Genomic DNA, 13109 nt, shown 5'->3' with positions numbered 1-13109 from the left:
CTCCCGTGACCAGCACCGACGGAGGCGAGCGGCAAGGGGCATGTTGCGTCCGTACGGTCACGCGCGGTCGCCGCCGGAAGGAAACCATGTGACTCGGATCTCGGTCCGGGGAGTTGCTGTGGCCTCCGCCACCGCCGTCACCGCTGTCGGTGCGGTCGTGGGCGCGGCCTCGGGCAGCGAGGGCACGACCACGCAGACGGTCGACGTCGCGAGCGCCACGCTGCTCGCCGATGTGCCCTCCGGCGCCCAGGCGCAGACCATCAGCGACAACTTCGCCCGCCAGGCGAGCGCCCAGCAGGTGTCCGCCGACGCGGCCGCCAAGAAGGCCGCCGAGGAGGCCGCGCGCCAGAAGGCCGCCGCCGACGCGCAGGCCAAGGCCGACGCGGAGAAGGCCGCCAAGGCCGCCGAAGAGGCGAAGCGCAAGGCCGACGAGGAGGCCGCCAACCGCGCCGCCGCGCGGACCGCCCTCGCCGCGGTCCCGGCCGGCTCGGTCCAGGCGATGGCCGCCCAGATCATCGGCGACGCCAACCAGTTCTCCTGCTTCAGCGAGATCGTGAAGCGCGAGAGCGGCTGGGACTACACCGCCACCAACGCGTCCTCCGGCGCGTACGGCCTGGTGCAGGCCCTGCCGGGCTCCAAGATGGCCTCCGTCGCCGACGACTGGCGCACCAACCCGGCGACCCAGATCAAGTGGGGCCTCAACTACATGAACAGCCGCTACGGCAGCCCCTGTGGCGCCTGGTCGTTCTGGCAGTCCCACCACTGGTACTGATCCTGCCGCCACAGCTGTGCGTCGAAGGCCCCCGACCGCTCCGGTCGGGGGCCTTCCGCGTGCCGGGAGCCCTCCGCGGGGCGCGGCCCCGAGGGCGGGCCGCGCCGCCCGGGCGGCGCTGACCAGGGCGCTCACGGGCGGTGCGGCTCGATGCGGACGCGGGGCGCCGGAGCGGGTCCTGGACCTCCGGCACCGGCCGGTCCGCCGGCAGTTGGTCCTGTGTTCGGAGTCCTCCCCGATCGAGGACGACCGAAACCATCCGTTTCACGTTGATTCGTCACCTTCTCCACGGTGGAAGGGCACTGGGGCGGAGGGGACCGCGGGCACCCCGGGCGGGTACCGTCTGGCGGACAGGAAGAACGGGGAGGGCGCGGACGTGGCAGCGGACAGAGCCGACGGGACGCGGGACCGCAGGATGCTCAAGGCGCTCGCCAGGACGGGCGCCGTCGCCGCCGGCGTGTGGGCCGCGCTGGAGCGCCGCCGCCGGGCGGCCGCCCAGACCGACGCCTTCGCCGCCGCGGACGCCGAGGACGGCCCGACCGACCGGCTCCCGCCGCCGCGGCGGGCCGAACCCGAGCGGCTGCCCCCCGTCCACCGCGAGGTCCACAACCCCGGCCGCCCGGCCACCCCGGTCGAGGCGGTGCCGTGGGGCCTGCGGGTGGCCGCCGAGTCCACCTGGCGGCTGCTGCTGCTCGGCGTCGCCCTCTACGTGCTCTTCCGCGTGGTCGACATGCTGCGGCTGGTCGCCTTCGCCGTGCTGGCGGCCCTGCTGATCTCCGCCCTGCTGGAACCGACCGTCTCCTGGCTCAAGCGCCTCGGCGTCCCCCGTTCGCTGGCCGCCGCCGGCACCTTCCTCAGCGGCCTCGCCGGCATCGGCCTGGTCGGCTGGTTCGTGGTCTGGCAGGTGACCAGCAACCTGGAGTCCGTCACCGGCAAGGTCCAGGACGGTGTCAACCAGCTCCGCGAGTGGCTGGTGACCGGCCCGCTGCACCTGACGCAGCAGCAGATCAACGACTTCGCCAAGCAGATCTCCACCGCCATCGGCAGCAACTCCGAGCAGATCACCTCGGCCGGCTTCACCGGTGTCACCATCGCCGTCGAGGTGCTCACCGGCGTCGTCCTCGCCGCCTTCACCACGTTCTTCCTGCTGTACGACGGCGCCCGGATCTGGTCCTGGGCGCTGCGCTGCCTGCCCCGGCACTCCCGCTACGCGATGGCCGGTGCCGGCCCCAAGGCCTGGGCCACCCTCACCGCCTACGTGCGCGGGACGGTCTTCGTCGCCTTCATCGACGCGCTCTGCATCGGCGTCGGCATCCAGCTGCTCGGCGTGCCGATGGCCATGCCGCTGGCCGTGATCATCTTCCTGGGCGCCTTCGTGCCGCTGGTCGGCGCCCTGGTCACCGGCACCATCGCGGTGCTGATCGCCTTGGTGACCGTCGGCCCGTTCACCGCACTGATGGTCCTGGTGGTGCTGGTCGCCGTCCAGCAGATCGAGGGGCACCTGCTGCAGCCGCTGATCCTCGGCCGCGCGGTGGCCGTCCACCCGCTGGCCGTGGTGCTGGGCGTGGCCGCGGGCTCGATCGTCGGCGGCATCGGCGGCGCCATCGTGGCCGTCCCGCTGATCGCGGTGACCAACACCGTCGTCTCCCACCTCCGCCGCCGCAACGCCGCCGGCCTGGAGGTCTTCGAGGCCCTGGAGAACGCCCGCCAGAAATGACGCCAGGGGCGCGGGGAACTGCGCGCGGCGGGAGGAGCTGAGCTCAGCTGTCTTCCGTCCCGCGCAGTTCCCCGCGCCCCTTGTGGTTCACCTCGCGGTCGAGGTGCCCCTCGTGGTTCGCCGGGTGCGTCAGATGGACGCGATGGCGGCCTCGGAGTCGAGGGTGGCGGCGACCGCCTGGATCACCGAAGCGATCTTGATCGACGCCTGGATCACCTCGCGCTCGACACCGGCCTTCTTGAGGACGGCCTCGTGCGAGTCCAGGCACTGGCCGCAGCCGTTGATCGCGGAGACCGCGAAGCACCACAGCTCGAAGTCGGCCTTCTCGACGCCCGGGGTGCCGATGATGTTCATCCGCAGGCCGGCCCGCATGCTGGCGTACTCCTTGTCGGAGAGCAGGTGCAGCGTCCGGTAGTAGACGTTGTTCATGCCCATCACGGCGGCGGCGCCCTTGGCGGCGTTGTACGCCTCCGGCTTGAGGTTCGCCTTCGCCTCGGGCTCCAGCTCGCGCAGCACGGCGGGGGAGCGGGTGGCCATCGCGCAGGCCAGTACGGTGCCCCAGAGCTGCTGCTCGGGCAGGTCCGAGTTGCCGATGACCGCGCTCAGGTTGAGCTTGAGGTCCTTGGCGTACTCGGGCAGGGCCGCCTTGAGGTCGTCGAGGGCCATGGGTCAGCCCGCCAGGAGGGCCTGGGCGTCGAGGGTGTCCTCGCCCTTGGTCCAGTTGCAGGGGCACAGCTCGTCGGTCTGCAGCGCGTCGAGCACCCGCAGGACCTCCTTGGGGTTACGGCCGACGGAGCCGGCGGTCACCATGACGAACTGGATCTCGTTGTTCGGGTCGACGATGAACACCGCGCGCTGGGCGGTGCCGTCGGCGGCCTCGACGCCGCAGGCGCGCATCAGGTCGTGCTTGACGTCGGCCAGCATCGGGAACGGCAGGTCGCGCAGGTCCTTGTGGTCCTTGCGCCAGGCGTGGTGCACGTACTCGGAGTCACCGGAGACGCCGAGGACCTGCGCGTCGCGATCGGCGAACTCCTCGTTCAGCTTGCCGAACGCGGCGATCTCGGTCGGGCAGACGAAGGTGAAGTCCATCGGCCAGAAGAAGACGATCTTCCACTTGCCCTCGTAGGTCTTGTGGTTGATCTCGGCGAAGGCGTTCGCGGCGTCGAGGTCGACACAGGCGTTGAGTTCGAACTCGGGGAACTTGTCACCGATCGTGAGCACGTTCGCTTCTCCTGGTTTGAGATATGAGGGAAAGTGCCCGAATTGCCTATGGTTCGACGCATTCGGACGTCATCCACCCTCGCACACCACGGACTGATCGGGGAAATAGCTAGACTCGTCGCATCTGATCGGAGAGAGCTATCAGTACTGCCCCGCACCACAGCAAGCCCCGCACCCCCAGCGTCGCCCAGCTGCGCGCCTTCGTCGCCGTCGCCGAACACCGGCACTTCCGCGAGGCCGCCGCCGCCACCGGAACCAGCCAGCCCGCCCTGTCCGGCGCCGTCGCCGCCCTGGAGGACGCCCTCGGTGCCCAGCTCGTCGAGCGTACGACGCGCCGCGTCATCATCACCCCGCTGGGCGAGCGCGTCGCCGAGCACGCACGCCGCGTCCTCGGCTCGCTGCACTCCCTCACCGAGGCGGTCGAGGCCGCCCGCCGCCCCTTCACCGGGCCGCTCCACCTCGGCGTGATCCCCACCGTCGCCCCGTACCTGCTGCCCGCCGTGCTGCGGCTGGTCCGCGACAGCTACCCCGAGCTGGAACTGCACGTCCACGAGGAGCGCACCCCCTCGCTGCTCGACGGGCTCGCCGCCGGGCGGCTCGACGTGCTGCTGCTCGCCCTGCCCGCCGGCGGCGCCGCGCCCACCCGGGACATCCCGCTCTTCGACGAGGACTTCGTCCTGGTCACCCCGCCCGGGCACGAGCTCGCCGGCCGCACCGACGTCCCGCGGGACGTCCTGCTCGACCTCGACGTGCTGCTGCTCGAGGAGGGCCACTGCCTGCGCGACCAGGCCCTCGACATCTGCCGCGAGGTCGGCGCCGACACCGCCGCCGGCACCACCCGGATCGCCGGGCTCTCCACCCTCGTCCAACTGGTCGCCGGCGGACTCGGCACCACCCTGCTGCCCGTCACCGCCCTCGACGTCGAGGCCGGCCGCTCCGACCGGCTCGCCGCCGCCCGCTTCGCCGCCCCCGCGCCCGGCCGCCGGATCGGCCTCGCCACCCGTCCCGGCTCCGCCCGCACCGACGAGTACGACCGGTTCGCCGCCGCCCTCAAGGACGTCCTGCGCGACCTCCCCGTCCGCATCGTCGAGTAGCTCCTCCGTCGACGCACCGCCGTCGGCATCGCGGCACGCCGCGTTGGGCATACCTCCCTCGAAGATCCGAACGAAGGGGGTGGGCGCGTGTACGTGTCGCGGATCAGGGTGACCGGTCTCGGGTGCTTCGACGGCCCGCGCACGGCCGACCTCACCGTCGACCCCGGCCCCGGCTGGACCGTCCTCGCCGGGCCGAACGGCTCCGGCAAGACCACCCTGCTGCAGGCCCTCGCCCGGACCCTCGGCGCCCCCGGCAGCCCGGAGCCCGCCGGCGGCACCCCCGGCACCGTCGACCTGCCCGGCCTCGGCCGGTGGGACGGCAGCGGCGAACCGGCCCGCCACGGCCGCACCCGCGCCCACCACCTCGGCGCCGACCGCACCCCGCCCACCGCCCTCACCGCGGCCGCCGCCGCCCTGCTCGCGGAAGGGCTGCTCCCCGACGGCTGGCGCATCACCGACCCCGGCCGCGCCCTGGTCGCACCGCCGGACGGCCCCGCCCGGCCGCTCACCGCACTCGGCAGCGGCACCGCCGCCCTCGCCGCGATCGTCTGCACCCTCGCCGGGGAGGCCCGCACCGAGGCCGTGAACGGCGCGACCACCGTGCCGCGCCCCGGCATCGCGCTGATCGACGACGTCGACCTCCACCTGCACCCCGTCCGGCAGCAGCAGATCGGCGGCTGGCTCACCACCCGCTTCCCGCAGACGCAGTTCCTGGTCGCCACGCACAGCCCGTACGTCTGCCAGGCCGCCGACCCCGGCACCCTCGTCCGCCTCGCCGCGCCCGGCACCGACGAGGCGCCCCGCGTCCTCGACGAGGACCTGCACCAGCGCGTCCTGTACGGCAGCGGCGACGACACCGCGCTCTCCGAACTCTTCGGCCTGCCCAGCGCCTACTCCGCCGCCGCCGAGGCCGAGCGCCGCCTGCTGATCCGGCTGGAGCGCAAGCTCTACAGCGGCCGCGCCACCAGCGCCGAACTCGACGCCTACCGGCGCCTCGGCGCCAAGCTCAACAGCTCCCTCGGCGCCCGCGCGGACGAACTCGCCGCCCGGCTGCTGGGCGACCAGCCGTGATCCCGCTGCAGCGGCCGCCGCTCGCCCCCGCCCTCGCCGCCGAACTGGCCCGCCGCACCGCCGCCATCCGCACCGCCGGCCCGACCACCGCGGCCGGCCGCGCCGCCTGGCGCACCGCCCGCCAGCCCAAGGCCCAACTCCGCCTGATGCTCCGCCGGATGGCGCCCGGCCTGGAACGCTGCATGTACTGCGGGGACAACCTCGGCACCGACATCGACCACTTCGAGCCGATCGCCCGCGACCCGCTGCGGACCTTCGACTGGCAGAACCACCTGCTCGCCTGCGCCCACTGCAACAGCAACCAGAAGCGCGACCGGTTCCCCTGCGACCCCGTCACCGGTGAGCACCTGCTGGTCGACCCGGCCCGCGAGGACCCCGCCGAACACCTGGTGCTCTACCTGGAGTCCGGCGCCTACGACCCGCTCACCGCCAAGGGCGAGGCCACCATCGACGTCTTCGGCCTGAACGCCCGCCCCGAGCTCGTCCGCGGCCGCCGGATGATGTTCACCGTGGTCAAGTCGCTGCTCACCGCCTGGCGCACCGCCGGTGCCGGGGGCCGCACCGCCGAGCAGCGCGAGTACCTGGACTCCCTGCGGCTGCTGCACCACGCCGACGTGCTCCGCACCGTCCTCGCCCTGCGCCGTACCCCGCCGCTGGCCGACGCCGTCCTCGGCCCCGACCTGGCCGCCACCCTCGGCGAACTCGTCCGCACCCACCCGGAGTTCGAACGTCCCTGAACCGCCCGCCGGCCCAGGGGGCTACGCCGTGCCCCGGGCCCGGGTGGGGACGGCCCGGCAGCGGGTCGGCAGGCGCTGCTCGAACCAGACCACCTTGCCCGCGCCGAGCCGGGTGGCACCCCAGTCGTCGGCGCACCTGGCGACTATCTGCAGGCCCCGGCCGTGCTCGTCGTCCGGCCCGGCCCGGCGGGCGCGCGGCAGGGCCGGGCTGTCGTCGCCGACCTCGCAGCGCAGCCGCGAGGTCCGCACCAGGCGGAGCGTCACCGGCCGGGTGGCGTGCCGGATCGCGTTGGTGACCAGCTCGCTGACCATCAGCTCGGTGGTCTCCGACAGCTCCTCCAGCCCCCAGCGGCGCAGCGCGTGCGCGGCGAGGCGCCGGGCCCGGCCGGGCGTCTCGTGCCGGGGCTGCAGGTACCAGTAGGAGACGTCCTCGGCCGGGATGCCGTCGAAGGCCGCGGCGAGCAGCGCGATGTCGTCGGCGCGCTCGCCCGGCGGCAGCACCCGCAGCGCCTCCTGGCAGACGTGCTCGGGGGAGTGCCGGTGGGCGGCGGCGAGCCGGGCGCGCAGCTTCTCCAGACCGGTCGTCAGCGGGCGGCGCCGGCTCTCCACCAGGCCGTCGGTGAACAGCAGCAGGGCGGAGCCGGGCGGCGCCGGGAGTTCGGTGGAGGTGAAGTCGACGCCGCCCACGCCGATCGGCGCGCCCGGCGGCAGGTCGAGCAGCTCCGCGGTGCCGTCCGGGCCGATCAGCACCGGCGGCACGTGGCCGGCGTTGGCCACCACCACCCGGTTGGCGATCGGGTCGTACACCGCGTAGACGCAGGTGGCCAGGTGCTGTTCGGCGCCGAGGTGCTGGGCCTGCTCGTCGAGGTGGTAGAGCACCTCGTGCGGCGGCAGGTCGAGGCCGGCCAGGGTCTGTGCGCTGGTGCGCAGCTGGCCCATCACGGCGGCGGAGGTCAGCGAGTGGCCCATGACGTCGCCGACGATCAGCGCCACCCGGTTGCCGGGCAGTTCGACCGAGTCGTACCAGTCGCCGCCGACCTGGGCGCCGCGCTCGCCGGGCAGGTAGCGGTGGGCGAGCCGCACCCCGTGCGGCTGCGGCAGGTGCGCGGGCAGCATCCGGCGCTGCAGCTCGCGGGCGGTCTCGAACTCCCGGGCGTAGCGCAGCGCGGTGTCCACCGCGAGGCCGGCCTGGGTGGCCAGGTGGCGGGCCATCGCGGTGTCGTCGGGTTCGAAACGGGCCGGGCCCGCCTTGCCCGGGCGGCGGATCAGCAGCAGCAGGCCGAGCACGGCCTTGCGTCCGCGCAGCGGCAGGAGCAGCAGGGCCGTGCCGGCGGCGAGCCGGCCGAGGGTGCGGGCGCCGTACAGCTCGGTGAGCAGCGGGCGCAGCCGGTCCGCGGCCGGGGTGCCGAGCACCGCGGGCCCGTACGGCGCCTGGCCCGTCAGCATCCGGGCGAGCGGGCCGCCGGGCGCCGGCCGGCACAGCCGGGAGCGCCGGCCGAGCCGGGTGCCGTGGCCGTGGTGCAGCCGGAGTGCGGTGGGCGGTCCGGGGTCGCGTTCGACCGGCGGCAGCGGGTCGCGCAGGTGCACCACGGCGGCGTCCGCGAGGGCCGGGACGAGCGAGCGGCCCAGGTCGCGCAGGGTGGTGCGCAGGTCCAGCGAGCCGTTGATCCGCCGGGTGGCCGTCTCCAGGTACCCGAGCCGTTCGGCGAGGCCGGGCCGTTCGTCCCGGTGCGGCGGTGCGGAGCGCTGGGCGCCGACCAGTGGCACGGCGGCGGTCGGCCGCCCTGCCTGGGGCGAGGAGTGGTCGCGCACGGGCTGCCCGTTCTTGAGATGTCGAGGGTGGTCGGGCCGGCTGGTCTCTCAGGTGGTGCGCCGACAGCGCAGGAAGAGCTGTTCCTCCGGCGGCAGGGCGGTCGACGCGGGCGCGTACGGGTGGCCGGTGCAGGCCTCGACCTCGAACCCGGCCGCGGCCAGCGTCTGGACCAGCTCCTCGCGCAGGTAGCCGCTGATCCGCAGCTCGCGGCCGAGGAACGGCAGCGGCGCGTCGTCGAGGTCGGCCTCGACCGTGCCGAGCGCCAGCAGCCCGCCCGGCCGCAGCAGGGTGCGGACCCGGCCCAGCACCGCGGCGATCTCCGCCCGCGGCAGCAGGACGAGCGAGAAGAACGCGGTGGCGGCGGCGAAGGAGCCGGCCGCGTCGGGGCCGAGCTGCGGCACGCCCCAGGCCGCGGCGGCCCGCGGGGTCGCCAGGTCGTACATGTCCATCCGGTGCAGTTCGGCCTCCGGCACGGCCCTGCGGGCGGCCGCCAGCATCCCGTCCGAGAGGTCGATGCCGGTCACCCGCAGTCCGCCGTCGGCGAGTTGGCGGGCGGTCGGCTCGCCGGTGCCGCAGCCGACGTCCAGCACCCGGGCACCGAGGGCGAGTTCGTTGAGCAGCCAGTCGCCGCAGGCGGTCTGGCCGGTGCGGTCCGGGAAGACCTCGTCGTAGCGCGGGCCGATCGCGTCGAAGGCGACGGCCTGCAGGGCCCGTTCGGAACGGCGCCGGTGCCCGGCGTGTGCCGGGTCCGAGATCTGTCCGGTTGTCACGCCCTGGGCACCTCTCTCTCCACCTGGCTCCCCGGCGGGCGAGGCCCGCCACAGTGTCCGCCCCCGCGTCGGTTTGTCGATGTGTCTGCTGGCCTTCGAGGATAAGCGTGATCACTGCGCCGTGGGGCCCCTTTCCGGCCAACTCGCCGCAGTCGGACGCAGTTGGCCGCGTTTCGGACGAAACGGGCCCGGGCCGCGGGGGCACACCGGAGCGGACCAGGGTGGTGCAGTTGTCGGCGTGCGCCGGACAACTGCTCTGACCTGCGGAAACACCGTGCATCTGGGCGTTTATCGAACGTCAATCGGCAACTGCCAGAGTGTTCTCAGCGCCGGGGAAGCGTCAAAGCGTTCCCGCAGCCGGGGGGCTGCGGGAGCGCCGGCGCCCCAAGGGGGAGGGGCCGCCCGTCGGGGGGACGGACGGCCTACGGCGCGGGGGGAGAGAAGGGCTCGGTGTGCTCCTGCACCGCGATGAGGTCCCGCACGGGCTGGGCCTCGGGCACACCGAGCCGGCTGAAGACCGAGTGCGCCTCCTGGAGACAGGCCAGCCCGCGAGCGGGCTGCCCCAGCTCCAGGAGCGCCTCGCCCAGCGCGGCATTGGCCAGGCCCTGGCAGTAGGCGGCGTCGATCTCCTGCGCGATCGACAGCGACTCCCCGGCCGCGGCGGCCGCCTCCGAGTACTGCGCCTCGTCCACCAGGCAGGCCGCCAGCCGGGCCAGCGAGTAGCCCTCCCAGAAGCGGTACTGCTGGGACTGGTACAGCCCGTGCGCCTCGCGCAGGTGCTCCGCGGCCTCCGCCGTCGAACCGGTCGCCCGCAGCACCACACCGAGCTGGTAGAGGGTGTCCGCCAGGCAGGGCGTGTTGCCCGACGTCCGGGCGGCCATCACCGCCGCCCGGGCGGACTCCACCGCCTCCTCGTGCCGGTCCAGCCCCACGTACGCCCGTGCCATGTTCGCCAGCAGGCGGGCCTCGGAGACCGCCGCCCCCAGGTCACGGCTGATCGCGTGCGCCAGCTGGTAGAACGGCAGCGCCTCGGCGGGCCGGCCGGCCAGGATCAGGACGATGGCCAGCTGGTTCGCCGCCGAGCTGCGCAACAGGGTCACCGTCTCCGCGGGCAGGAGCGCCAGGCTCTGCCGGAGCGAGACCTCGGCCTCCTGGAGCTCACCGGCCATCTGGTGGAGGTGCCCGACGGCGTAGCGGACCCGGGCGAGGCTGGCGGTGTCGCGATGCTCCTGCGCGTTGTCGGCCGCCGCCAGGAGCGCGGAACGGATCCGCGGACCGAGCGTCGGGTCCTCGACCAAGGCGCGCAGGATGAGCACCAGGTCGAGGGCCGGCCGCAACAGCTCCAGGGGCTCTCCGACGACCGCCTCCACACTGCTGAGCAGCAGCGCTGCCTCGGACCTGATCCAGGCGCGAGCGGTTTCGCTGTCGTCCAGCCGGAGGCCCGGCGACGCCGGCTGGTGGAGCAGTTCCGTCAGCAGGTCGTCGGGCTCGATGACGTGCGCCGCGTTCTGCATGGTGGCGAGCAGCACGTCGAGCAGCCGCAGCAGGGCGGCCCGCTGCTCGGCGATGTCGCCGAGCTTCTCGTTCTGCCGCTGTGCGAACAGCCGGAGCAGGTCGTGGTAGCGGTACCGGCCCGGGGTGAAGCACTCCAGCATGTTGGCCTCGACGAGCGCCTCGGCGAGGTCCTCCGCCTCCCGCTCGCCGGTGCCGAGCAGCGCGGCGACGGCCGGCAGCGGCAGGTCCGGCGAGTCGACCACGGACAGCAGGCGGAAGGCCCGGGCCTCGTCCGGCTGCAACTGGGCGTAGCCGAGGCCGATGGTGGTCTCCACCGCGAGGTTGCCGAGCTGGAGCTCCTGGAGGCGGTTGCGCTGGTCGGCTAACCGACGGGCCAGGTCGGAGACGCTCCAACGGGGGCGGCTCGCCAGCCGGGCGGCGGCGATGCGGACGGCGAGCGGCAGGAAGCCGCAGGCGGTCACCACGGCCAGCGCGGCCGCGGGCTCGGCCGCCACCCGCTCGTGGCCGACGATCGCGGAGAACAGGGCCAGCGCCTCATCGGGGCTGAGCTCCTCGATGTCCACCAGGTGGGCGCCGGGGATCTCGGCCAGCCTCGACCGGCTGGTCACCATCACGGCGTTGCCCGAGACACCGGGGATCAGCGGCGTCAGCTGCCGCGCGTCCCTGGCGTTGTCGAGCAGGATCAGCATCCGCTTGTCGGCCAGCAGCGAGCGGTAGAGCGCCGCGCGCTGGTCGAGGGAGTCCGGGGCGTCGGGCGCGCCCAGCGCGTGCAGGAAGTCGCCGAGCACCACGGCCGGGTCGGCGGGCGAGGCGCCGGCGCCGCGCAGGTCCACGTACAGCTGGCCGTCCGGGAAGTCCGGACGCAGGCCGTGGGCGACGTGCACCGCGAGCGTGGTCTTGCCGACGCCGCCGATGCCGGCCAGCGAGGTGACCACCACGGCCTGGCCGGAGCCGCCGCGCAGCACGTCCCGGAGCTCGCTCACGATCTTGCTGCGGCCGCTGAAGTCGGAGACGTCAGCGGGCAGTTGGGCGGGCGGGACGAAGGCCGGCGGTTCCTCGTCGGCGAGCGGTGCGGCCGCCGCCACGGCGGGCATCAGCGCGGGGTCGCCGGCCAGGATCCGGGCGTGCATGGCGGCGAGCCCACTGCCGGGCTCCACGCCGAGCTCGTCGATGAGCAGTTTGCGGGTGTCCGCGTAGACGCCGAGCGACTCCGCCTGTCGGCCGCACCGGTACAGGGCGAGCATCAGCAGCTCGCGCAGCCGCTCCCGGAGCGGGTGCGCCGCGGCGAGCGAGCTCAACTCGGAGACCACCTCGGCGTGCAGGCCCACCTCCAGCGCGACCGCGCAGCGCTCCTCGGCGACCGTGAGCTGCCGCTCGGACAGCCTGGTGCGCTGCGCCTCGGCGTACGGCCCGGGCACACCGGGCAGCGGTCTGCCGCGCCACAGGGCGAGTGCCGCCAGCAGCGATTCGTGGGAGGCGCGGAAGTCTCCGTCGGCGCGGGCGTCGGCGGCCCGGGCGACCCGGTTCTCGAATGCGGCGAGGTCGAGCGAGCCGTCCGGGATGCGCAGCGCGTAGCCGTCGCTGACCGAGACCAGGATCTCGGCCGGTTTGCGTACGGCCCGGTTGGGCTCGATGACGGAACGCAGGCGTGAAATGTAGGTGCGGAGCGCGGCCACCGCCTGCGGCGGGGTACGGTCGCCCCAGATGCCGTCCACCAGGTCGTCGGTGGTCACCGGCCGGCCCCGGTTGAGCAGCAGGGCCGCCAGCACCGCCTGCTGCTGCGGCGAACCCAGCGCGAGCTGCTCGTCCCCGCGCCAGGCCTGGACGGGGCCGAGCACCTGGAAGCGCAGCGCGTCGGCCGGGGGCGTCCCCTGAAGCTCCATGTCCTCCCCCGAAGGCGTCTGTCGGTGGTTCCCTGTGGCGTCCCCCGGCCGAATGGCGGGGCGTCAGCTTATGAGGAAGCGCGCAAACATCCGCGAACCGTGCGCAGGACGGGACGTTTATAAGACATTTAACGACCCCTACGATACTGGGCTGGCGCCCGGGACGATCCAGAGCGCCGATATCTGATGACCTGAAAGGCGGCGCACCATGGCCGACGAGACCACCACCCCGACCGAGCCCGTCGCCGCCGAGCACGCCGTTGCTCCGGTCGACCCCAGTGCGATCGAGCAGGCGCTTTCGGTCCTCGCCGAGCAGCCCGAGGGGCCGGCCGGGGAACAGCCGGCCGAGGGCGGCAAGAAGACCGACGAGACCTTCGAGCCGCTCGGCACGATCACCAACTGCCCCTGACCTGAAGCACGCACGGCGCGGGGGCCCGCCCCGGGGGGGGCGCCCCGGGCGGGGGTGGGGGGGGCCGCGCGGGGGGCGGCGGCGGAGGTGGGGTGCATTGGGGGCCA

The 13109-nt window shown here is 74.1% G+C and carries 11 protein-coding genes; 6 read left to right on the top strand and 5 right to left on the bottom strand.

Features of this window, described 5'->3' with window-relative positions; genetic code table 11:
* Positions 1–88 precede the first annotated feature (88 nt).
* Both AB0442_RS35715 and AB0442_RS35710 read left to right on the top strand, forming a co-directional pair.
* The gene (locus AB0442_RS35715; RefSeq protein WP_363541314.1) at positions 89–772 is read left to right on the top strand and encodes a transglycosylase SLT domain-containing protein; all 684 of its coding nucleotides are present in this window, start codon (positions 89–91) and stop codon (positions 770–772) included.
* A gap of 415 nt (positions 773–1187) precedes the next feature.
* Entirely contained in the window at positions 1188–2489 is a 1302-nt protein-coding gene (locus tag AB0442_RS35710) for an AI-2E family transporter (protein ID WP_366167727.1), read from the top strand.
* A gap of 129 nt (positions 2490–2618) precedes the next feature.
* On the opposite strand, the gene AB0442_RS35705 is transcribed toward AB0442_RS35710, so the two are convergent.
* Positions 2619–3155 carry an alkyl hydroperoxide reductase gene (locus AB0442_RS35705; RefSeq protein WP_366167715.1) on the bottom strand — a complete coding sequence of 179 codons (537 nt, stop codon included), beginning with the start codon at positions 3153–3155 and terminating at the stop codon, positions 2619–2621.
* Between the two features lie 3 nt (positions 3156–3158).
* On the bottom strand, positions 3159–3710 hold the full coding sequence (locus tag AB0442_RS35700) for a peroxiredoxin (RefSeq protein ID WP_363541311.1): 552 nt from the start codon (positions 3708–3710) through the stop codon (positions 3159–3161).
* A 140-nt stretch (positions 3711–3850) separates the two neighbouring features.
* On the opposite strand from AB0442_RS35700, the gene AB0442_RS35695 reads away from it, so the two are divergent.
* The 3 genes from AB0442_RS35695 to AB0442_RS35685 all read left to right on the top strand — a co-directional run bounded on the left by AB0442_RS35695 (position 3851) and on the right by AB0442_RS35685 (position 6612).
* Positions 3851–4804, top strand: coding sequence for a LysR substrate-binding domain-containing protein (locus AB0442_RS35695; RefSeq protein ID WP_366167726.1), 954 nt, complete (start codon positions 3851–3853; stop codon positions 4802–4804).
* Between the two features lie 108 nt (positions 4805–4912).
* Complete coding sequence (locus AB0442_RS35690) at positions 4913–5875, top strand: AAA family ATPase (protein WP_366167714.1); 963 nt, start codon at positions 4913–4915, stop codon at positions 5873–5875.
* Complete coding sequence (locus AB0442_RS35685) at positions 5872–6612, top strand: HNH endonuclease (protein ID WP_366167713.1); 741 nt, start codon at positions 5872–5874, stop codon at positions 6610–6612. Before AB0442_RS35690 ends, AB0442_RS35685 begins: the two co-directional genes overlap by 4 nt.
* A gap of 21 nt (positions 6613–6633) precedes the next feature.
* Here the strand turns inward: AB0442_RS35685 and AB0442_RS35680 are convergent, their stop codons facing one another.
* From AB0442_RS35680 to AB0442_RS35670, 3 genes are all read right to left on the bottom strand, one after another.
* Positions 6634–8424: an ATP-binding SpoIIE family protein phosphatase gene (locus AB0442_RS35680; protein ID WP_366167712.1), complete on the bottom strand. Its 1791-nt coding sequence runs from the start codon at positions 8422–8424 to the stop codon at positions 6634–6636.
* A gap of 48 nt (positions 8425–8472) precedes the next feature.
* Entirely contained in the window at positions 8473–9195 is a 723-nt protein-coding gene (locus AB0442_RS35675) for a class I SAM-dependent methyltransferase (RefSeq protein ID WP_366167711.1), read from the bottom strand.
* Between the two features lie 422 nt (positions 9196–9617).
* Complete coding sequence (locus AB0442_RS35670) at positions 9618–12593, bottom strand: BTAD domain-containing putative transcriptional regulator (RefSeq protein WP_366167710.1); 2976 nt, start codon at positions 12591–12593, stop codon at positions 9618–9620.
* 208 nt (positions 12594–12801) lie between these two features.
* On the opposite strand from AB0442_RS35670, the gene AB0442_RS35665 reads away from it, so the two are divergent.
* Positions 12802–13002, top strand: coding sequence for a hypothetical protein (locus AB0442_RS35665; RefSeq protein ID WP_366167709.1), 201 nt, complete (start codon positions 12802–12804; stop codon positions 13000–13002).
* Positions 13003–13109 lie beyond the last annotated feature (107 nt).

Source organism: Kitasatospora sp. NPDC085895 (genome assembly GCF_040702125.1).
In the GTDB taxonomy this organism is placed as follows: Bacteria; Actinomycetota; Actinomycetes; order Streptomycetales; family Streptomycetaceae; genus Kitasatospora; species Kitasatospora arboriphila.
This window is presented reverse-complemented; position numbering and strand designations above follow the sequence as displayed.

Bases quoted from the DNA above. Each gene is read 5' to 3' on its own strand.
- AB0442_RS35670 (WP_366167710.1), bottom strand. From the start codon at position 12,593: ATGGAGCTTCAGGGGACGCCCCCGGCCGACGCGCTGCGCTTCCAGGTG.
- AB0442_RS35710 (WP_366167727.1), top strand. From the start codon at position 1,188: ATGCTCAAGGCGCTCGCCAGGACGGGCGCCGTCGCCGCCGGCGTGTGG.
- AB0442_RS35705 (WP_366167715.1), bottom strand. From the start codon at position 3,155: ATGGCCCTCGACGACCTCAAGGCGGCCCTGCCCGAGTACGCCAAGGAC.
- AB0442_RS35665 (WP_366167709.1), top strand. From the start codon at position 12,802: ATGGCCGACGAGACCACCACCCCGACCGAGCCCGTCGCCGCCGAGCAC.